This window comes from Stenotrophomonas sp. GQ19, from assembly GCF_059758695.1.
Genome location: NZ_JCAXES010000008.1, coordinates 204,777 through 223,609 on the forward strand (window position 1 = coordinate 204,777; position 18,833 = coordinate 223,609).

An 18,833-nucleotide genomic window follows, 5' to 3' on the forward strand; every position below is an offset into this window, starting at 1 on the left:
GAAGAGAGTTACATGAGCACCATCCGTTGCGACATCGTCAGCGCCGAGCAGGAAATCTTCCGTGGTGAAGCGACCCTGGTCGTGGCCACCGGCGAGCTGGGCGAGCTGGGCATTGCGCCCAAGCATGCCCCGCTGATCACCCGCCTGAAGCCGGGCAAGGTGGTAGTGACCACGCCGAACGGCGAGCAGCTCGACTTCGCCATTTCCGGCGGCATCCTCGAGGTGCAGCCGCAGGTGGTTACCGTGCTGGCCGACACCGCGATCCGTGCCCAGGACATCGACGAAGCGTCGGTGCGCAAGGCCAAGGAAGAAGCCGAACGCGTGCTGGCCAACCGTGGCGAAGCCATGGACGTCGCCGAAGCCCAGCAGAAGCTGGCCGAAGCGGTGGTCCAGCTGCAGGCGCTGGAGCGCCTGCGCAAGACGCTCAAGCACTAAGCAGCTGGCCTGCTGGTGTTCGACCGCGCCGGCCTTGTGCCGGCGTTGTCGTATCTGGGCCAGCGGGCGACCCGATGGCCCGGACTGTGATCGACACGGCATCGGCGCGCGGGCAGGGCGGGCAGAATCGGCGGCATCCTTTGCCCGAGTCCTGATGATGAATCCTGCACGCACCCCGCTGGTCATTGCGGTCCTTTGCAGCCTGCTGCTGTCTGCCCGCGTATCCGCGCTCGCGCCGTTGGACAGCCTGGGCGTCTGGGTACAACGGGTGGCGGCGCGCAACGCGATCGCCCACGACGTGGCGGCCTACAAGTTTGTTGCCGGACGCCCGATCGAAGACCCGCAGCGCGAGGCAGCCGTGCTCGCCGGAAAGCGCGACCGCGCGGTGCAGCTGGGACTGGACCCGGACGCGGTGGAGGCCGCCTACCGCCAGCTGATCGAGGCCAACAAGTTGCTGCAGCACGTCGATATCCAGCAGTTCCTGCTGGGCAGGACGCCCTCGCCGCCGCCGTCGCTGGACGCCATTCGCGAACGCATCGATACCCTCGATGAGCGCCTGCTCTCGCACTGGGCGCAGTTGGACGATGTGCGGGCTGCCCCGGACTGCCCCCGCCAGCTGGCGCGGGCCATCGCCCGGCAGGGCACGCCGGGCGCGCCGCTGGATGACGCTACGCGCATTGCCCTGGTGCGGGCCACGCTGGGCTTCTGCCCGCACGACGGGGTGCCAGCCGGGGGCGCAGCCGGTGCGGCGCAGAATGACGCCGCCGGGCATTGATGCTAGAAGTGCACCTGCCAGACATGCACCCGGACGTGCGCGGCCGGAGACTGTCATGCAGGCATTCGAAACCCCTGACCGTTCAATCAAGGAATGACCATGTTCAAGAACGCATTGATTCTCGCAGTGGCCCTCACCGGCCTGGTGGCGTGTGGCAAGAAGGACGACGCTGCCGCGCCGGCCACCCCGACCCCGGCGGCGGCTGCGCCGACCACCGCTGCCCCGGTTGCTGACGCCGGCATCGGCGCGGGCCTGCCGCAGGCCTGTGAGGCCTACCTGACCCGCGCCAAGGCCTGCTTCGACAAGTCCAACCCGCAGACGGCCGCCGCCTTCCAGCAGGGCGTGGACCAGGCCAAGGCCCAGTGGGCCGCCATGCAGGACAAGACCGCGCTGGAGACGGGCTGCAAGCAGGCCAACGACCAGTTCGCCCAGGTGGTCAGCGCGCTGAAGTGCGAATAAGGTGACCCCGGCCGGGCACCGCACCGGTGCCCGGTTCCTGCGCCGGCCGCTCAGCGGTAGACGAAGCGCCGCAACAGCAGGAACGAGACGGCGGCCAGACCGCCTTCGACGACCGGTTTGGCCAGCCAGGCATAGGCCAGGCCAAGGTGGTGCGCGGTCGTGCTCACCAACAGCGTACTGACCACGGTCAACAGCAGCCACAGCGCCAGGAACCGTGCGAACCGCGCCCAACCGAGGCGGTGGTCGCCGTCGGCAGCGAATGTATAGCGGCCGTTGAGCCAGAACCCCAGCAGCATCCCGCACACCCGGCCCAGCACATTGGCCGGCACGGTCGGCACGCCCAGTGCGGTGGCACCGACGAACACCGCCCAGTCCACCCCAAGCTGCACCAGGCCAATCAGGATGAAGCGGCTGCCTTGGCGGATCAGACTCACGGGACGGCGATACCGGTGCGGAAACGCAGCATGTTAACCGTCTGCGTTCTAGAATCGCAGCCACTACCGCCCACACACGCTGCCCCATGACCCAAGCCCTGCACGTCATCATCCTCGCCGCCGGCGCTGGCAAGCGCATGAAATCCGACCTGCCCAAGGTGCTGCAGCCGATTGCCGGCCGCCCGATGCTGGCCCACGTGATCGATGCCGCCCGCGACCTGCAGCCCGCCGCCATCCATGTCGTGTATGGCCACGGTGGCGATGCGGTGCGCGAGGCCTTCGCCAGCCAGACCGACCTGCTCTGGGCCGAACAGCGCGAACAGCTGGGCACCGGCCATGCGGTACAGCAGGCCATGCCGAACGTGCCCGACGCGGCCACCGTGCTGGTCCTGTACGGCGACGTGCCGATGATCCGTACCGACACCCTGCGCCACCTGCTGGCGCAGCCGGGCCGGCTGGCGGTGCTGGTGGCCGAAGTGGCCAACCCCACCGGTTACGGCCGCATCGTGCGCAATGCCGAGGGCCGGGTCGCGGCGATCGTGGAGCAGAAGGACGCCAGCGACGAGCAGCTGGCCATCCGCACCATCAACACCGGCATCATCACCGCCGAGTCCACGGCGCTGCGCACCTGGCTGTCGCAGCTGTCCAATGCCAACGCGCAGGGCGAGTACTACCTGACCGACGTGTTCGCCGCCGCCGCGCATGACTACACCCCGGCCGACATGGCGTTCGTCGAGGACGCGCAGGAAGCCGAAGGCGCCAATGACCCCTGGCAGCTGGCACAGCTGGAACGCGCGTGGCAGCTGCGCGCGGTGCGGGCGCTGTGCACGCAGGGCGCACGGGTGCTGGACCCGGCGCGCCTGGACATCCGCGGCACGGTCAGCGTCGGGCGCGACGTGCAGATCGACGTCAACGTGATCCTGGAAGGTCGGGTCGAACTGGGCGACGGCGTCAGCATCGGGCCGTTCACCCGGCTCAAGGACGTGTCGCTGGCCGCGGGCACCGTGGTCAAGGCGCACTGCGACCTGGACGGCGTGGTCAGCGAAGGCGCGGCGGACATCGGGCCGTTCGCACGCCTGCGCCCGGGCACGGTGCTGGCCGCCGGCAGCCACGTGGGCAACTTCGTGGAAACCAAGAAGGTCACGCTGGGACCGGGTAGCAAGGCCAACCACCTCACCTACCTGGGCGACGCGGTGATCGGGGCCAAGGTCAATATCGGTGCGGGCACCATCACCTGCAACTACGACGGGGTGAACAAGTCGCAGACCACCATCGGCGACAACGCCTTCATCGGCTCCAACAGCGCGCTGGTGGCCCCGGTGGTGATCGGCGCAGGCGCCACCATTGCCGCCGGCTCGGTCATCACCCGCACCGCCCCCGACGGCAAGCTCACCTTGGCCCGCGCACGCCAGGAAACCATCGACGGCTGGAAGCGCCCCACCAAGCGCTGACACGCGCCATCGCGCACCCGGTAATGCCGGCCGCTGGCCGGCAACCAGGCGATCCCGGTAGTGCCGGCCGCTGGCCGGCAACCAAGCGATCCCGGTAGTGCCGGCCGCTGGCCGGCAACCCGACGATGCCAACGCCCCCGTAATGTCGGCCGCTGCCCGGCAACCCGATCAAACGGGCAAAAAAATCGCCACGCACAACCCGCCTTCGCGGCGGTTCTGCAGCGAAATCCGACCGCCGTGCGCTTCCACGATTTCCCGGGTAAGCGCCAACCCCAACCCGGTGCCGTTGCGCTTGGTCGAGTAGAACGGCATCAACGCGTTCTGCAGCACGGCTTCATTCATGCCCTTGCCGCGGTCCAGCACTTCCAGGCGCAGCCACTGCGGCAGGCGGGTCAGGCGGACCTCGACATCATCATTGGGCGGCTCGGCATCGCCGCCCGCTTCATGTGCGTTCTTCAGCAGGTTCAGCAGCGCCTGGCCAAGCTGGGCGATATCCACCCGGCTGTGCAGGTCGTCGCCGATGCCCTGCATGCGGAACGGAATCTGGTGCTGCAGGCTGGTCAGGAACTGAATCCACTGCACGTTCTGCAGCTGCGGCTGCGGCAGCTTGGCAAAGCGCGCATAGCCGCGGATGAAGCCTTCCAGATGGCGCGCCCGCTCCTCGATGGTGGCGAACACTTCTTCCAGCCGCTCGGTCTTGCCACGCCGCACCAGCTCGCCGCCGGAATGGGCCAGCGAAGCGATCGGCGCCAGCGAGTTGTTGAGCTCGTGGCTGATCACCCGGATCACCTTCTTCCAGGTCTGCACTTCCTGGCGGCGCAGTTCGGCGGTGAGCAGGCGGATCAGCAGCAGGTCGTGCGGGCGGCCGTTGAGATGGAAGTTGCGCCGCGACAGGTGGTACACCTGCTCGTCTTCTTCATCGTCGCTGTCGTCCTGGCGAACCGCGAACAGGCTGTCGCCGCCGCGCACGATCGCATCGCGCAGTTCCACCGGCATCGTTTCCAGCACGTCCTGCATGCGCTGGCCTTCCAGCTTCCAGCCGTTGTGCAGCAGCTTGCGCGCGGCCAGGTTGGAGAACACCACGCGCTGGATGCCGTCGCCGCCGTTGGCCAGCAGCAGCATCGACACCGGCGTGTTCTGCACCATGGTGTCCAGCAGCAGTTCCCGCTGCACCAGCCCCTGGCGCTGTTCGCGCAGCACGTCGCCCAGCTCGCGATGCGCCTGCACCAGGTCGCCCAGTTCGTCGTCGCCCGGCCAGTACACCGAAAAATTGTATTCGCCGTCGCGGTAGCTGCTGGTGGTGCCCGACAACGCCCGCAGCAGCGAGCGCACCGGCGCGGTGGCGCGGCGCAGGCTGAACCACATCACCGACAGCAGCACGATGATCGACACCACGCTGACCGCCCACCCATGGTCCAGCCAGAACGCCAGGTACCAGGGAAACGCAGCGGCCAGCGCCAGCACCGGCAGCAGGCGCAGGAACAGCCGGAAGGTGAAGGAGCGGCGTGTCATTCGCGCGGGATGCCGTGGCGATCCATGCGCCGGTACAGCGCCTGGCGGCTCAGGCCCAACTCGGCGGCCGCCTGGGCGATGATGCCGTGGTTGTGGGCCAGCGCCGCTTCGATGCGGCTGCGATCCGGATCGGCGCTCGGTGCGGTGGGCCGCGCCGCTGCCGGCGCCCGCGGCAGGTTGAGGTCGGCAACTTCGATGCGCGCGCCCTGGGCCAGCAGTTCGGCGCGCTGGATGACGTTGCGCAGCTCGCGCACGTTGCCCGGCCAGGGGTGGCGCTGCAGTGCTGTGGCGGCCGCACTGGACAACGCCTTGCCGCCACTGAGGAAGCGTTCTGCCAGCGGCAGGATGTCGCCCGGGCGCTCGGCCAGCGGGGGCAGCGCCAGTTCAACGGTATTGAGGCGGTAGTAAAGGTCTTCGCGGAAGCTGCCGTCGCGGATCATCGTGGGCAGGTCGGCGTTGGTGGCACTGACCACGCGCACCTTGACCTGGCGTTCGCGGTTGGAGCCCAGGCGCTCGAAACGCCCGGTTTCCAGCACGCGCAGCAGTTTCATCTGTCCGCCCAGTGACAGGTTGCCGATCTCGTCGAGGAACAGCGTGCCGCCATCGGCAGCTTCGAATTTGCCTTCGCGGGCCTTGTTGGCGCCGGTGTAGGCACCGGCCTCGCTGCCGAACAGTTCGGCTTCGATCAGCTCGGCCGGAATGGCGCCACAGTTGAGCGCCACGAACGGGCCCTTGGCCACCAGCGAGTTGGCCTGGATGATCTCGGCGATCTTTTCCTTGCCGGCGCCGTTGGGACCGGTGATCAACACCGGCAGTGCCGAACGTGCCACCTGGCAGGCCAGATTCACCACCCGCTCGCTGGCGGGGTCGGCGACCACCGCGCCGCGCAGGTCATAGCGTGCTTCCAGTGCCGTGCGGTCGCGCTGCTCGCGGTCGCGCCGGCGGTCCAGCTCTCGACGCGTTTCGGACAGCTCCAGCAGGTTGTTCACCGTGACCAGCAGTTTGCGGTCGTCCCATGGTTTGGCCAGGTAGTCGGCCGCGCCGGCACGCACCAGGTCCACCGCGCTGCTGAGGTGGGTCCAGGCGGTCAGCAGGATCACCGGCAGGTCGGGGTGGCGTGCGCGGATCTGCTGGAACAGCGCTTCGCCTTCCTCGCCGGAGGTGGTGTCTTCGGTGAAGTTCATGTCCTGGATCACCAGGTCCACCGGCTGTTGTTCCAGCAGCGCCAGCCCGGCTTCGGGCGACAGCGCGTGCAACGCGTCGATATCGTGCAGCGAGAACAGCACTTCCAGTGCGGTGCCGACGCTGGCGTTGTCATCAATGATCAGGATCGAAGGCATGCGTCGACAGGGCACCGGGAGAAGGACAGAGAGTACCGGAGCACGGCGCTGGCGGGCAGGGCCGCCGGCGCCGTCCCGGCTACCGCCGCGGTGGTGGTGGCGGTGGTGGCGGTGCAGGGGCCCGCGGGGGCAGCACCCCGCGCCACGCGGCGGTGGCCACCTGCACGGTCTGTTCGCGGCCGTCGCGCTGCACGGTCACCGGCACCGAGCCCGGGCCGCTGCGGCCCAAGGCGGTGGTCAGGTCATCCACGCTGCGCACCGGCTGCGTGCCCACCCGCAGCACGCGGTCGCCGGCACGCACGCCGAAATGCCCCGCTGGCGTGGCGTTGCGCACGCGCACCACGCTCTGTTCGGCATCCAGTGCCAGGTGATGGCCGTCTTCGCGCCAGTTCAGCCGCGATGACTCGCGGTGGGTGGCCGACAGTGCCGGGGCGCTGGCCAGCAGCAGGCACAGCGCCAGGGAAGGGGCAGGCAGGCGCATGTCAGGCACTCCGGGTGGCGATGGCCGGCGCCACGGCGGCGGCGCGACGGGCCGGGCCGAACACCGCGATCTGGCCCAGCAGCCACAGCAGCACCGCGCCGATCGGCAGGTAGCTGATGGGCATGCGCGGCAGCTCGTAGGTGTTCATCAGCCACAGGTTGATGGTGTAGGCCATCAACATGCCCAGCACGATGCCCACCGTGGCCAGCAGGAAGTTCTCGGTCTGGAAGTAGCGCAGGATCTGCCCCCGCGTAGCGCCCAGTGCACGGCGGATGCCGATCTGCTTGGTGCGCTGCTGCACCCAGAAGCTGGCCAGGCCGACGATGCCCAGCGCGGTGACCACCAGCAGGGCCACGCACACGGTGATCAACAGGCCGACCATCGCGCGGTCATTGGCGAAGTACTTGTTGCGGGTTTCCTCGTAGGTGACCTTGGCCCGCACCAGGCGGCTGGAATCCACCCGTTCTAGTGCGGTCACGGCGGCCTTGAGCACTTCATCGCGACGCGACGGGTCGGTAACCCGGATCAGGTAGAAGCCCATGTCGTAGGACATGCGGATCGGCAGCACCATCGAGTGCTGGGTATTGCCCTCGACCCGGCTGGGGCGACCCAGCACCTTGACCACGCCGGTCACGCGCAGCGGCATGCGGCCGCTGTACACCGTCTTGCCCAGTGCATCGCCGTCGGGGAAGAGCTTGTCGGCGGCGGACTTGGTCAGGATCACCGAGCTGCCCTTGGTTTCAGATTCGGGATCGTTGACGACCTCGTCGTACTCGCGGTACTCACCCGGCTGGAAGTCGCTGCCGGCGATCAGTTCGACGCCCAGCGTGTCCAGCGTGCCCTCGCGGGCGTAGTACTGCGCGGCGCTCAACGTCGGGCGTTCCTGGTCGGGAACGCGCGACAGGCTGCTGTTCCACGAGTTGCGGCGGAACGGCAGCTGGTTGATCGCCACCGCGCTCTTCACCCCGGGAATCCCGCGCAGCGCGGCCAGGTCTTCGCGGGTGCGGGCTTCAACGTTGACCTGCTTGCCGATGCCGCCGAGGCGCACTTCCACCAGCTCATTCTCGGCGATGCCGCTGGGTTGGCTGATGGTGTCGATGCGCTGCCCGATCAGGAACAGCGCGTTGCAGACGATGGCGCAGGTGAGCGCGATCTCCAGCACGATCAACGCTGCGGCGGTCTTGTGCCGGCGCAGGGTGGACAGGATGGGACGGATATCCATGATGTGCTCCGGTGCCTTACTGCGATTTGAGTTGGATGGCGGGCGCAACCTGCATCGCGCGCAGCGCGGGCAGGAATCCGGCCAGCAGGCTGGCCACCAGGGTCAGGCCGAAGGTGAGCAACAGCATCTGCCCGTCCAGCGTGGCCAGCTTGGCGTACTCCACCGGCTGCTGGCGGACCGCATACAGGCCGACCAGGGCCAGGCCGAGCCCCAGCACACCACCGGCCAGGCCGACGGTGCCGGCTTCAACCAACGACTGCAGGAAGATCTGTCCGCGGCTGGCGCCCAGTGCACGGCGCACGCCGATCTCGCCGCTGCGGCGAAGGAACTTGGCCAGCAGCAGGCCCACGGTGTTGATCAGGCAGACCAGCAGGAAGCCCATCGCCAGCCACAGCTGCAGGCGCACATCGCTGGGCACCACCTGCTTGTAGTCCAGCCACTCCATCACGTTGCGCAGCCGCACGTTGGCCGGGCGCTCGAAACGACCGGCCGCCTTCTGCTGGGCCGAGTAGTTGTCCAGGTAAGCGCGGTAGCTGGCTGCATCGGCGGCCGAGGGCAGTTCCACCCAGTACTGCAGCCAGGTGCAGGGCGCGTTGATGGCTTCCGAGTCGCCGTTGCTGTTGCCCCAGCAGTTCATGTTGCCGTTGCGGCCCAGCTTGAGGTCCATGGCCGTGGCGAACGGCAGGTACACGTCTTCGCTGCCCCCATAGCGGCCGGTTTCCAGGTCGTAGAAGTGCGGGTTCGGGGCCCACTCGTCGAGCACGCCGACCACGGTGAACACGTGGCCGTCCATGCGCAGCGGCTTGCCGATGCTGTCGGCTCCGTCGAACAGCTTCTGGTTGAGTGTGCGCGAAATCACCGCGACCCGCGCGCGCCCTTCGTCATCGCTGGTCGGCCAGGCGCGGCCGTACAGGAACGGGGTGTCGAACATCGGGAAGAAGTCGGTGGAGGTGTAGCGTGCGTCCGTATCGAAGGGCCGCAACGAGGCCTTGTCCGATTCGACAGTCACGCCGCCACCGGTCATCACCGCCTGGTGCTTTGCGTGCTTTTCGCGCAGCAGGGCTTCACCATCGAAGCGGGTCATCTGGTCTTCCGGCTCTTCGCCGGCCTGGTAGCCCAGCATCGGCCGCGGATCGACCTGCACGGCGAACAGGCGATCGCTCTTTTGCGGGATCGGGTCGCCAGACAGCACATGGAACACGGTGAGGGTGGTCATCGACGCACCGATGCCCAGCGCGATGGCGATCACCATCAGCGCGGTCAGCACCTTGTTGCGCCGGAAGCTGCGCAGGGCCAGTCGGAAGTAGTAGGCGAACATGGCAGGCCTCAGTCGTTGACGGTGACGATGGCGGGGCGCGGGGTGGCCAGCACCGGTTCGCGCACCAGGTCGGTGGCCTGGCCGTCGACGATGTGCACGTTGCGCTGCGCGCGCGCGGCCAGTTCCGGATCATGGGTCACCATGACGATGGTGGTGCCGGCGGCGTTGATTTCCTCCAGCAGCTCCATGACGCCGCGCGCCATCTGGCTGTCCAGGTTGCCGGTCGGTTCATCGGCCAGCAACAGGCGCGGGCTGCCGGCCAGGGCGCGCGCGATCGCGGCACGCTGCTGCTGCCCGCCGGACAGTTCGGCCGGGTAGTGCTTCATGCGCGAGCCCAGGCCAACCTGGCCCAGCGCCTTTTCGATGCGCTGCTTGCGCTCGGCGGCCGGCATACCGCGGTAGCGCAGCGGCACGTCGACGTTGTCGAACAGGTTGAGGTCGGAGATCAGGTTGAAGCCCTGGAAGATGAAGCCGATCTTCTGGTTGCGCAGGCGGCTGCGCGCGTCATCGCCGAGCTTGCTCACGTCCTGCCCATCGAGCAGGTAGGTGCCGCTGGTGAAGGTTTCCAGCAGGCCGGCGATGTTGAGGAAGGTCGTCTTGCCCGACCCGGACGGGCCGGTGACAGCGACGAACTCGCCCTCGCGCACGTGCAGGTCGAGCGACCGCAGGGCATGGGTTTCCACCTGTTCGGTACGGAACACTTTGGCGACCGAGCGCATCTCGAGCATGACTGTTTTCCTTTGCAGTTCGTTCAGAAGGATGGAGAGGGATCAGTTGATGGACACCTGTTCGGCATCGCCGAACAGGTCGCTGCCAGACACCACGACGCGGTCGCCGGGCTGCAGGCCAGAGAGGATTTCCACTTCGCCCAGGCTGCTTACGCCCAGCTTCACCGGGCGACGCACGGCGGTGCTGCCGCTCATCACGTAGGCCTGGCCGTTGCCCTGTTCGACGAAGGGACCGCGCTCGATCTTGAGCACGTTGCGGCGCGTATCCAGCACCACCCGCGCCTGCATCCGCTGGCTCTGGCGCAGGCCTTGCGGCTGCTTGTCCGAGAAGCGGATGCGGGCATTCACTTCACCGGCCACCACCTCCGGGGACACCGCGCTGATTTCACCGGGGAAGGGCTGGCCGTTGCCGCTGGTCAGCTGCGCCGGGATGCCGATCGCCAGGTCGCGGGCGAAGCTTTCCGGTACCTTGATTTCGATCTCGAAGCGCGACAGGTCGACCACGCCCAGGATCGGCGCATTGGCGATCACATTGGTGTGCTGGGTGGCCTGCACCTGGCCCACCTGGCCGTCGAACGGTGCACGCAGGGTGAGCGCGTCCACCTGGCGCTGCACTTCGGCCACCACCGCCTTCTGGCGCTCGGCCAGCAGGTGCTTGTTGCGTGCGTCCAGGTCCGCGCCCTGGCCCTGCAGGCGCGCGTCGGTCTGTGCGTTGGCCAGCTGGATGTCGGCCTTTTTCAGGCTGTCGTTGGCCTTGGCCAGGTCGATCTGCGGCACCGCGCCGCCGTCGAAGCCGCGCTGGTAGCGCTGCAGGTCGCGCTCGGCGGCCTGGCGCTCGATGCTGGCCTGGTCGGTTTCCTTGCGCGCCTTGGCCCGGGCCAGGGTGGCATCGAGATTGGCGCGGCTGGCTTCGGCTTCCAGGCCGGCCAGGGTGGACTGCTCCTGGGCCAGCTTGCTGCGCAGCTCGGGGCTGTCGATCACCGCCAGTTCCTGGCCCTTCTTGACCACGTCGCCGGCGACCACCTTCAGGTCCACGGTGCCGGCCGAGATGGCGTACAGGATCGGACTGTTGGCCGCGATCACCCGGCCGTCGGCGGCGATGTCCCGGACCAGGTCGCCGCGCGTGACTTCGGCCACGCGCACCCGGGCACTGTCGAAGGACCGGCTGGCGCCGAGCCAGGCACGGGCGGCAAAGCCGATGGCCAGCAGCACCACCAGCGCGGCCAGGCCCGGCCACAGCCAGCGCTTCCACGGGGCAGGGGTGCCGGCAACGGAGAGGGTCTGGTCCTGTGCGGAAGTGTCGCGGATCATCGGGCTCGTTCGCAGTTGGGTTGCCCAGTACAAAGCACACCGCGTGCCAACTTTTCGGCCATTGAAATCAATGGGTTGCATGCGCCACCGGAGTGTCCGGGCGTCCGCGGACAGTGCCCCGGACACTTTCGTTAAGCGGACAGGCGCCAAGCGTCCCCGGCCGCCACGCTAGAATGCGGGTATCAACGGCAGGGATCAGAAACTATGTGCGGCATTGTGGGAGCGATCGCCAATCGCGACGTGGTACCGGTACTCATCGAAGGACTGAAGCGGCTGGAGTATCGCGGCTACGATTCCTCCGGCATTGCCGTGATCGACCGCTCCGCTGCCCAGGCCGACGTGCGCCGGGTGCGCCGGACCGGCCGCGTGGCCGAGATGGAGAAGGCCGCAGCCGCGGAAGGCTTCGACGCGCTGCTGGGCATCGGCCACACCCGCTGGGCCACCCACGGCGGCGTGACCGAAGCCAACGCCCATCCGCACATCAGCCACGGCGTGGCGCTGGTCCACAACGGCATCATCGAAAACCACGAAGAACAGCGCGAGAAGCTGCGTGCGCTGGGCTACGTGTTCGAGTCGCAGACCGACACCGAGGTCATCGCGCACCTCATGCACCACCACCTCAAGGGCGGTGACAGCCTGCTGACCGCGCTGCAGCACACCGTCAAGGAGCTGACCGGTGCCTACGCGCTGGCCGTGATGAGCCGCGCCGAGCCGGACCACTTCGTCTGCGCGCGCATGGGCTGCCCGCTGCTGGTGGGTCTGGGCGAGGGCGAGAACTTCGTGGCCTCGGACGTCTCGGCCATCGTGTCGTCCACCCGCCGGGTGATCTTCCTGGAAGAGGGCGACACCGCCGACATCCGCCGCGACGGCGTGCAGGTGTTCGACGAGCACAACCAGCCGATCGACCGCGGTGTGCACCTGTCCGACGTGTCGCTGGCCTCGCTGGAACTGGGCCCGTACCGCCACTTCATGCAGAAGGAAATCCACGAGCAGCCGCGCGCGCTGGGTGACACCATCGAAGCGGCGATCGACGCCGGCGGGTTCCCGGCCGAGCTGTTCGGCAAGAATGCCGAAGCGGTGCTGTCGGGCATCGAAGGCGTGCAGATCCTGGCCTGTGGCACCAGCTACTACTCCGGGCTGACCGCGCGTTACTGGATCGAGTCGATTTCCGGGCTGCCGTGCAGCGTGGAAATTGCCAGCGAGTACCGCTACCGCGCCGCGTATGCCAACCCCAAGCACCTGATCGTGACCATCTCCCAGTCCGGCGAAACGCTGGATACGATGGAAGCGCTGAAGTACGCCAAGTCGCTGGGCCACCTGCACACGCTGTCGATCTGCAACGTGCCCGAAAGCGCGATCCCGCGTGCCAGCGAACTGGTCTGCTACACGCGCGCCGGCGCCGAGATCGGCGTGGCCTCGACCAAGGCCTTCACCACCCAGCTGGCCGCGTTGTTCCAGCTGACCGTGGTTCTGGGCAAGCTGCACGGGCGGGTGGATGCCGCGCAGGAAGCCGAGTACCTGGAGCAGCTGCGCTTCCTGCCGGGCAGCGTGCAGCACGCACTGAACATGGAGCCGCAGATCGCCGCCTGGGCCGAGCGCTTCGCGCGCAAGAGCAGTGCGCTGTTCCTGGGCCGTGGCCTGCATTACCCGATCGCGCTGGAAGGCGCGCTCAAGCTGAAAGAGATCACCTACATCCACGCCGAAGCCTACCCGGCCGGTGAGCTCAAGCACGGCCCGCTGGCGCTGGTGGATGAAGACATGCCGGTGGTGGTGATCGCGCCGAACGACAGCCTGCTGGAGAAGGTCAAATCCAACATGCAGGAAGTGCGTGCGCGCGGTGGCGAACTGTTCGTGTTCGCCGACCAGGACAGCAACTTCGTCGAATCCGAGGGCGTGCATGTGATCCGCACCCCGCGCCACGCCGGCGTGCTCAGCCCGGTGGTGCACACCATTCCGGTGCAGCTGCTGGCGTACCACACCGCACTGGCACGCGGCACCGACGTGGACAAGCCGCGCAACCTGGCCAAGAGCGTGACGGTGGAATAAACGCGCGCGCAGGCGATGCGGATGGGAAGGAGGGGGCCGCGAGGCCCCCTTTTTCGTGCGCGTTGGGTTGGGGGGGAGCAGGCACCCATGGGGTGGCTCTACGCCCGTATTCATCGGTGGGGCCACGTCATGCGTGGCTGCCTTCTGATCCGGGTCCATGCGCAGCCACCCGTGGGGTGGCGCCACACGCGGCAGAGGGCCGTGGAACTTTAGTCGTGGGCTACGGCGGCATTCAGCGACGGTTTTAGTCGCGGTGCCATTCTCGGGGTCGTCAGCGGTTTCGACGACGAACTGTCCCAGATTTGCAAACTCCTGGGCCAAGCCGCAGTCGTAGAATCGAGTGACCGAGGACCGGGCAGACGCATGGCGCCGCCTCCCTCGCTGCAACCAGGCGCACCTCTCGACTTCAGTAACCTGTAACAGGAAACAAGAATGAACGTCCGCGAACTCCTGCAATCCAAGAAAGATGCAATCGTCACCATCGATGTCGAGGACACCATCGGTGCCGCCGCGCACAAGATGAGCGCGCACAAGATCGCTGCCCTGGTGGTGATGAAAGACGATGCCCCGGTGCGGATCATTTCCGAGAAGGACATCGTGCGCAGCCTGGCCGACGACGGCCCGCAGGCCGGGCGCCGGGTGATCGCCAGCTTGCCGTCTGCCGGCCTGGAAGGCATCGCCCCGGACGCAACGCTGAAGCAGGCCATGGCGCTGATGACCTACTCGCGCCACCGCCACCTGATGGTGACTGAAGATGCCAAGCTGGTCGGCATCCTGAGCCTGGGCGATATCGTCAAGAACCTGCTCAGCGAACTGGAGCTTGAGAAGGCCGTCCTGCAGGACATCTACATGGCGGCGCATTGACGCCAGCCCATGGCATCGCGGACAGGTGCCGACCCCGCGTCGGCACGCGTCTCCGTCGTATCGCTGTTGGACTGCTTAACCTGCTGCTGATTCCGGCGGCATATGCCACCACCCAATGTCCCCCTGAGGCCGGCCACAAGCCCGAGTGGATCGGCTGGTTGGCGGTGGCGCTGCTGGGCGGCGGCCTGATCGCGGGCCCGCTGCTGGCATGGTGGGTGTTCGCGCGCAGCAAGGGCGCGCGGCTGGGCTGGCGCGTAGTGACCGCCTTCGCCGGGCTGCTACTGATGCTCGGCCTGTGGGCGGGCTGCGGCGCACTGGCCGGCCACCTCATCCTGAGCTGCTGATCGGTAGCTGGCCGGCAACCGCTAATCGGTAGTGCCGGCCGCTGGCCGGCAACCCCTGACGCATCCAAAGCAGCGTACGCCGCGCAACGCCGACCTGCATCACTCCTCGCGCCGATCGTCCAGCAAACGCCGCAGATCCTCCACCAGCCCGCGATACGCCGCCTCCCGCGCCTCGCCCTCGCCCTGACGCAGCACCCACGCCGGGTGCACCGTGGCGAACGCACGGGTGCCGTCGTCCAGCGCGTGCCAACAGCCGCGCTTCTTCATCAGGTTGAAGCCCGCACCGAACACGGCAGTAGCCGCGGTGGCCCCCAGGCACACGATCACCTGTGGGCGCACGTTCTCTATTTCGGCCATCAGCCACGGTTTGCACGCAGTGACGTGGGTCATCTGCGGCGTGCTGTGGATGCGCCGTTTGCCGCGCCGCTCAAACCGGAAGTGCTTCACCGCATTGGTCATGTACAGCGTGCTGCGGTCGATATCCAGTTCCGCCAACGCGCGGTTCAACAGCTGCCCGGCCGGCCCCACGAAGGGGTGCCCGCTCAGGTCTTCGCTGTCGCCGGGCTGCTCGCCCACCAGCATCACCTTGGCGTTCTGCGGTCCTTCACCGAACACCGTCTGGGTGGCCGGTTCCCATAGTGGACAGCGGCGGCACCCCATGGCCGCCGTGCGCAGCGCATCCAGGTCATCGCCGTTGGCCGTGGCCGGCGCACGCGGGGTGATCCGGCGGTCGGGAATGCGGCGCTGCGGTGCCTGCACGTCGCGGTCATGCATCTCCTGTACGCGGTCGCCGGCGTCGCGCACCAGCATCGGCAGCAGCGTTGCTTCAGGCAGGTGTTTCCAGTACCTGGCGGGCATTTCCTGCCGCATCATGCGCGTGTTGAGCCGGGCCGGGTTGAAGATATTGGCGTAGTAGGTCCGCCACAATTCTTCGCGCGCGTCCTCGCGCGGCGCCTGCTCCTGGCTGCCGCCGGGGCCGAATGACAGCGTGCTGCCATCCCATCGCGCGCTGCGCATCGGGGTCAGGATCGCCCACCGCATGCCGGCGAAGCGACGCGCGAAGAAGGGCGCCACCCGGTCCACGATGTTGTGGTCTGGCTCGAACCAGGCAATGAACGCCTCTTGCTCGCCGGGTACTTCCCGGAAGCGCACGAACGCCTTCATTTTGTGCGCATCGCGGCGTACTGCCTGCGCCAGGGCCATGGCGCGCACCACGTCGGGGTCGGCCGGGTTGGTCAGCAGGCGGCGCTCGCCGTGGGTGATCCGCCACAGCATGCGGTACAGCAGCGCCAGCCGCTGCGGCTCACGGTGGCACAGGCAGGTGGCGGCCAGTTCGAGAAAATCACGGGGTACCGCTGCCTGCGTCGGCGGGGGCTCCACCGGTAGCGGCGCATCCAGCACCGAAGGGGCATCCAGCAGCGAGCCGTCGCCGGCATCGAGCCAGTCCAACTGGGGCGGTGTGACCTGTCGCTGCAACGCCGCCCGCGCTACCGCACGCCATGCCTCCACCGACCACGCCGGGTCCACCCGCGCGCTCCAGCGCTGCAGGTCCGTACGTGCCGGACCAGTCAAAACAACGCACCCTGCTTCGGTGGCGGCGCCAATCGCGCGCGCAGGGTGGCAGGATCATCCAGCTGCTTGCGGGGATGGTGGTCGGCCAGCTGGACGAACGGCAATAGTTTGCTCATCGGCGCGCGCAGCCGGGCCACGTCGGCCACCCGCAGGCGGCCATGGCGGCGCGCCATCAACACGCGCTTGACGTTGCGCACGCCCAAGCCGGGAATACGCAACAGCAATTCCTTCGGCGCCGTATTGACGTCCACCGGAAAACGCTCGGGGTGTCGGATCGCCCAGGCCATTTTCGGATCGATGTCCAGGTCGAGCATGCCGCCCTGGGTGGTGTCGGTAATTTCTTCCACCCCGTAGCCGTAAAAGCGCAGCAGCCAGTCGGCCTGATACAGCCGGTGCTCACGCGCCAGGGGCGGCGCTTGCAGCGGCAGCGCTTTGCTGGCATCGGGGATCGGGCTGAACGCGGAATAATAGACCCGGCGCATGTGGTAATTGCCATACAGGTTGTCCGCCGCGCCCAGGATCTGCTGGTCGCTCGCGCCGTCGGCGCCGACGATCATCTGTGTACTTTGCCCGGCCGGTGCGAAGCGCGGCGCTCGCGGTTTCCGGGTGCGCGGGGCCGGGTCGGCCAGCGGCAGGGCAGCGGTCGCCTTGCGCGCCTCCTTGGCCTCCTCGATCCGCCAGCTGAGCTCGCCCATCGCGCCACGGATGGAGGGCATCGACTTTTCCGGGGCGTAACTGGCCAGCCCGTCTTCAGTGGGCAGTTCGATGTTGATCGACAGCCGATCGGCGTAGCGCCCGGCGGCGGCCAGCAGTTCCGGCGACGCCTCGGGAATGGTCTTCAGGTGGATGTATCCGGCGAACCGATGTTCCTGGCGCAGCACCCGCGCCACTTCCACCATGCGTTCCATCGTGTAGTCGGCGTTGCGGATGATGCCGCTGGAAAGGAACAGGCCCTCGATGTAATTGCGCTTGTAAAAATCCATGGTCAGCGCGACCACCTCGTCCACGCTGAAGCGCGCCCGCTGCACGTTGCTTGAAACCCGGTTCACGCAGTAGGCGCAGTCGTAGATGCAGAAGTTGGTCAGCAGGATCTTCAGCAACGAGACGCACCGCCCATCCGGGGTATAGCTGTGACAGATCCCCGCGCCCTCGGTGCTGCCGATGCCACCGGATTTGACCGAGTTCCGCTTTCCCGCGCCGCTGGAGGCGCAGGAGGCGTCGTACTTGGCGGCATCGGCGAGGATGGCTAGCTTGCGAAGGGTGTCCATGCGGGCACCCTAAGCACGGGCGATCTCATCCAGTGAGATTGGCGGTAGGGCACCCTGAAGCGTTCACGGCCCGCTGCTGGAACGGTCTGTCGGCTCGCGCCGCGCGCCCATTCACGTTCTTCACATTCCCGGCTAGACTTCGCCCCGGTGCCGCAGGTGCCGGCAGGGAAGCAGACGGGCCAGGAACGGCACGGCAACACGGCATCTGTGATTGCGCGCAGTGTTTGGCCTGGTAGGTCCCCTCCGGAATCGCGTCGCCTCTCATCCAACCATCAGGGGGCAGTACGTGAACAGGATTTCGTTGCTGGGAATGGCCGCGGCCATCGCCATGTTGTCTGGCTGTGCAAGCGTGCCGATGGCCGACAAGGGCATGGTGGAGACCGCCAAGACCTTCCCGACGCCCGAAGCGGGCACCGCCGGGGTGTATGTGTTCCGCAACAGCTTCGTCGGCAAGGCGCTGAGGAAGGACATCTGGATCGATGGCGAATGCCTGGGCGAAAGCGCCGACAAGGTGTTCTTCTACACCACGGTGCCGGGCGACCGTGAGCACACCTTCTCGACCGAATCAGAGTTCTCGCCGAACGACCTGAAGGTGCAGACCGAATCGGGCCGCAACTACTTCATCCAGCAGTCGATCCGGATGGGCGTTTTCGTGGGCGGTGCCAAGCTGGACGTGGTGCCCGAAGCCGACGGTCGCCGCCAGGTGGCCGGGTTGAAGATGGCGCGCAAGGGCACGTGTTCGCGCTGATCTGCGCACGATGCTGACCGGGCGGGCGCGCATCGCGTGCCCGTCCCGGGACGGAACAACGGGCGCGGCCGTCTACTGCGAGAAGCTCACCTTCACCGCATCGGCGCTGTAGTCGGCCGGACCGTGGTAGACCACTTCAATGTTGTTGCCATCCGGATCGATCGCGAACGCGGCGTAGTAGCCCGGGTGGTACGGGCGTTCGCCGGGCGCGCCGTTGTCCTGGCCACCGGCGGCCAATGCGGCCTGGTGGAACGCCTCGACGGTGGCGCGGTCGCGGGCCTGGAAGGCCAGGTGGTGGCGGCCGGTCAGCTGGCCGGCGGCGGCCTCGCTGCTGGCGGTGGAAATAAACAGTTCGTCGGCCCAGAAATAGGTGTCGCCTTCACCGGCGATGGGGATGCCGATGCTGTCGAACACCGCCTGGTAGAAGCGGCGGCTGGCGGCCAGGTCCTTGACCACCAGTTGCAGATGGTCGATCAGGCGACCCCGGTACAGTTCCATGGTTTCCATGCGCACTCCTCGGCTTGG

At 67.6% G+C, this 18,833-nt stretch carries 19 protein-coding genes; 8 read left to right on the forward strand and 11 right to left on the reverse strand.

Annotated features, from left to right (window positions below; genetic code table 11):
* Nucleotides 1-12 precede the first annotated feature (12 nt).
* The 3 genes from AC6CHL_RS15600 (at nucleotide 13) to AC6CHL_RS15610 (ending at nucleotide 1,669) form a co-directional block, all read left to right on the forward strand.
* Entirely contained in the window at nucleotides 13-435 is a 423-nt protein-coding gene (locus tag AC6CHL_RS15600) for a F0F1 ATP synthase subunit epsilon (RefSeq protein ID WP_038686101.1), read from the forward strand.
* Nucleotides 436-592: 157 nt separating this feature from the next.
* Nucleotides 593-1,210 carry a gamma subclass chorismate mutase AroQ gene (aroQ, locus tag AC6CHL_RS15605; RefSeq protein ID WP_498295219.1) on the forward strand — a complete coding sequence of 206 codons (618 nt, stop codon included), beginning with the start codon at nucleotides 593-595 and terminating at the stop codon, nucleotides 1,208-1,210.
* Nucleotides 1,211-1,309: 99 nt separating this feature from the next.
* Nucleotides 1,310-1,669, forward strand: a complete 360-nt coding sequence (locus AC6CHL_RS15610) for a hypothetical protein (protein WP_498295221.1) — start codon at nucleotides 1,310-1,312, stop codon at nucleotides 1,667-1,669.
* Nucleotides 1,670-1,719: 50 nt separating this feature from the next.
* On the opposite strand, the gene AC6CHL_RS15615 is transcribed toward AC6CHL_RS15610, so the two are convergent.
* The gene (locus AC6CHL_RS15615; RefSeq protein WP_498295222.1) at nucleotides 1,720-2,103 is read right to left on the reverse strand and encodes a GtrA family protein; all 384 of its coding nucleotides are present in this window, start codon (nucleotides 2,101-2,103) and stop codon (nucleotides 1,720-1,722) included.
* Nucleotides 2,104-2,189: 86 nt separating this feature from the next.
* Here AC6CHL_RS15615 and glmU point away from each other — a divergent pair, with 86 nt between their 5' ends.
* Complete coding sequence (gene glmU, locus AC6CHL_RS15620) at nucleotides 2,190-3,554, forward strand: bifunctional UDP-N-acetylglucosamine diphosphorylase/glucosamine-1-phosphate N-acetyltransferase GlmU (RefSeq protein WP_038686103.1); 1,365 nt, start codon at nucleotides 2,190-2,192, stop codon at nucleotides 3,552-3,554.
* 168 nt (nucleotides 3,555-3,722) lie between these two features.
* Here glmU and AC6CHL_RS15625 read toward each other — a convergent pair whose 3' ends face one another.
* The 7 genes from AC6CHL_RS15625 to AC6CHL_RS15655 all read right to left on the reverse strand — a co-directional run bounded on the left by AC6CHL_RS15625 (nucleotide 3,723) and on the right by AC6CHL_RS15655 (nucleotide 11,466).
* A complete protein-coding gene (locus AC6CHL_RS15625) occupies nucleotides 3,723-5,066 on the reverse strand; it encodes a sensor histidine kinase (RefSeq protein WP_038686105.1) in 1,344 nt (447 codons plus the stop codon).
* The gene (locus tag AC6CHL_RS15630; RefSeq protein WP_498295224.1) at nucleotides 5,063-6,406 is read right to left on the reverse strand and encodes a sigma-54-dependent transcriptional regulator; all 1,344 of its coding nucleotides are present in this window, start codon (nucleotides 6,404-6,406) and stop codon (nucleotides 5,063-5,065) included. The genes AC6CHL_RS15625 and AC6CHL_RS15630 overlap by 4 nt, the downstream gene beginning before the upstream one ends.
* 79 nt (nucleotides 6,407-6,485) lie before the next feature.
* The gene (locus AC6CHL_RS15635) at nucleotides 6,486-6,887 is read right to left on the reverse strand and encodes a PDZ domain-containing protein (protein ID WP_498295225.1); all 402 of its coding nucleotides are present in this window, start codon (nucleotides 6,885-6,887) and stop codon (nucleotides 6,486-6,488) included.
* A gap of 1 nt (nucleotide 6,888) precedes the next feature.
* Complete coding sequence (locus AC6CHL_RS15640; RefSeq protein ID WP_038686110.1) at nucleotides 6,889-8,109, reverse strand: ABC transporter permease; 1,221 nt, start codon at nucleotides 8,107-8,109, stop codon at nucleotides 6,889-6,891.
* Between the two features lie 16 nt (nucleotides 8,110-8,125).
* Nucleotides 8,126-9,427: an ABC transporter permease gene (locus tag AC6CHL_RS15645; RefSeq protein WP_038686112.1), complete on the reverse strand. Its 1,302-nt coding sequence runs from the start codon at nucleotides 9,425-9,427 to the stop codon at nucleotides 8,126-8,128.
* Nucleotides 9,428-9,435: 8 nt separating this feature from the next.
* The gene (locus tag AC6CHL_RS15650; protein ID WP_038686113.1) at nucleotides 9,436-10,155 is read right to left on the reverse strand and encodes an ABC transporter ATP-binding protein; all 720 of its coding nucleotides are present in this window, start codon (nucleotides 10,153-10,155) and stop codon (nucleotides 9,436-9,438) included.
* A 42-nt stretch (nucleotides 10,156-10,197) separates the two neighbouring features.
* On the reverse strand, nucleotides 10,198-11,466 hold the full coding sequence (locus AC6CHL_RS15655; RefSeq protein ID WP_038686116.1) for an efflux RND transporter periplasmic adaptor subunit: 1,269 nt from the start codon (nucleotides 11,464-11,466) through the stop codon (nucleotides 10,198-10,200).
* Between the two features lie 204 nt (nucleotides 11,467-11,670).
* Here AC6CHL_RS15655 and glmS point away from each other — a divergent pair, with 204 nt between their 5' ends.
* The 3 genes from glmS to AC6CHL_RS15670 all read left to right on the forward strand — a co-directional run bounded on the left by glmS (nucleotide 11,671) and on the right by AC6CHL_RS15670 (nucleotide 14,720).
* Nucleotides 11,671-13,512, forward strand: coding sequence for a glutamine--fructose-6-phosphate transaminase (isomerizing) (gene glmS / locus AC6CHL_RS15660; protein WP_141059452.1), 1,842 nt, complete (start codon nucleotides 11,671-11,673; stop codon nucleotides 13,510-13,512).
* Between the two features lie 432 nt (nucleotides 13,513-13,944).
* Nucleotides 13,945-14,376, forward strand: coding sequence for a CBS domain-containing protein (locus tag AC6CHL_RS15665; protein WP_038686119.1), 432 nt, complete (start codon nucleotides 13,945-13,947; stop codon nucleotides 14,374-14,376).
* Nucleotides 14,377-14,534: 158 nt separating this feature from the next.
* Nucleotides 14,535-14,720 (forward strand): hypothetical protein, encoded by a 186-nt coding sequence (locus AC6CHL_RS15670; protein WP_038686121.1) that lies wholly within the window; start codon nucleotides 14,535-14,537, stop codon nucleotides 14,718-14,720.
* Between the two features lie 99 nt (nucleotides 14,721-14,819).
* Here the strand turns inward: AC6CHL_RS15670 and AC6CHL_RS15675 are convergent, their stop codons facing one another.
* Both AC6CHL_RS15675 and AC6CHL_RS15680 read right to left on the reverse strand, forming a co-directional pair.
* A complete protein-coding gene (locus AC6CHL_RS15675; RefSeq protein ID WP_498295227.1) occupies nucleotides 14,820-16,292 on the reverse strand; it encodes a UdgX family uracil-DNA binding protein in 1,473 nt (490 codons plus the stop codon).
* Nucleotides 16,289-17,560 carry a putative DNA modification/repair radical SAM protein gene (locus tag AC6CHL_RS15680; RefSeq protein WP_463601714.1) on the reverse strand — a complete coding sequence of 424 codons (1,272 nt, stop codon included), beginning with the start codon at nucleotides 17,558-17,560 and terminating at the stop codon, nucleotides 16,289-16,291. Before AC6CHL_RS15680 ends, AC6CHL_RS15675 begins: the two co-directional genes overlap by 4 nt.
* A gap of 286 nt (nucleotides 17,561-17,846) precedes the next feature.
* Here AC6CHL_RS15680 and AC6CHL_RS15685 point away from each other — a divergent pair, with 286 nt between their 5' ends.
* On the forward strand, nucleotides 17,847-18,308 hold the full coding sequence (locus tag AC6CHL_RS15685) for a DUF2846 domain-containing protein (RefSeq protein ID WP_244880171.1): 462 nt from the start codon (nucleotides 17,847-17,849) through the stop codon (nucleotides 18,306-18,308).
* 72 nt (nucleotides 18,309-18,380) lie between these two features.
* On the opposite strand, the gene AC6CHL_RS15690 is transcribed toward AC6CHL_RS15685, so the two are convergent.
* Entirely contained in the window at nucleotides 18,381-18,815 is a 435-nt protein-coding gene (locus AC6CHL_RS15690; protein WP_313246338.1) for a VOC family protein, read from the reverse strand.
* Nucleotides 18,816-18,833 lie beyond the last annotated feature (18 nt).

Coding starts and splice junctions, on each gene's coding strand:
- AC6CHL_RS15600 (WP_038686101.1), top strand. CDS start 13: ATGAGCACCATCCGTTGCGACATCGTCAGCGCCGAGCAGGAAATCTTC.
- aroQ (WP_498295219.1), top strand. CDS start 593: ATGAATCCTGCACGCACCCCGCTGGTCATTGCGGTCCTTTGCAGCCTG.
- AC6CHL_RS15610 (WP_498295221.1), top strand. CDS start 1,310: ATGTTCAAGAACGCATTGATTCTCGCAGTGGCCCTCACCGGCCTGGTG.
- glmU (WP_038686103.1), top strand. CDS start 2,190: ATGACCCAAGCCCTGCACGTCATCATCCTCGCCGCCGGCGCTGGCAAG.
- AC6CHL_RS15625 (WP_038686105.1), bottom strand. CDS start 5,066: ATGACACGCCGCTCCTTCACCTTCCGGCTGTTCCTGCGCCTGCTGCCG.
- AC6CHL_RS15630 (WP_498295224.1), bottom strand. CDS start 6,406: ATGCCTTCGATCCTGATCATTGATGACAACGCCAGCGTCGGCACCGCA.
- AC6CHL_RS15635 (WP_498295225.1), bottom strand. CDS start 6,887: ATGCGCCTGCCTGCCCCTTCCCTGGCGCTGTGCCTGCTGCTGGCCAGC.
- AC6CHL_RS15640 (WP_038686110.1), bottom strand. CDS start 8,109: ATGGATATCCGTCCCATCCTGTCCACCCTGCGCCGGCACAAGACCGCC.
- AC6CHL_RS15645 (WP_038686112.1), bottom strand. CDS start 9,427: ATGTTCGCCTACTACTTCCGACTGGCCCTGCGCAGCTTCCGGCGCAAC.
- AC6CHL_RS15650 (WP_038686113.1), bottom strand. CDS start 10,155: ATGCTCGAGATGCGCTCGGTCGCCAAAGTGTTCCGTACCGAACAGGTG.
- AC6CHL_RS15655 (WP_038686116.1), bottom strand. CDS start 11,466: ATGATCCGCGACACTTCCGCACAGGACCAGACCCTCTCCGTTGCCGGC.
- glmS (WP_141059452.1), top strand. CDS start 11,671: ATGTGCGGCATTGTGGGAGCGATCGCCAATCGCGACGTGGTACCGGTA.
- AC6CHL_RS15665 (WP_038686119.1), top strand. CDS start 13,945: ATGAACGTCCGCGAACTCCTGCAATCCAAGAAAGATGCAATCGTCACC.
- AC6CHL_RS15680 (WP_463601714.1), bottom strand. CDS start 17,560: ATGGACACCCTTCGCAAGCTAGCCATCCTCGCCGATGCCGCCAAGTAC.
- AC6CHL_RS15690 (WP_313246338.1), bottom strand. CDS start 18,815: ATGGAAACCATGGAACTGTACCGGGGTCGCCTGATCGACCATCTGCAA.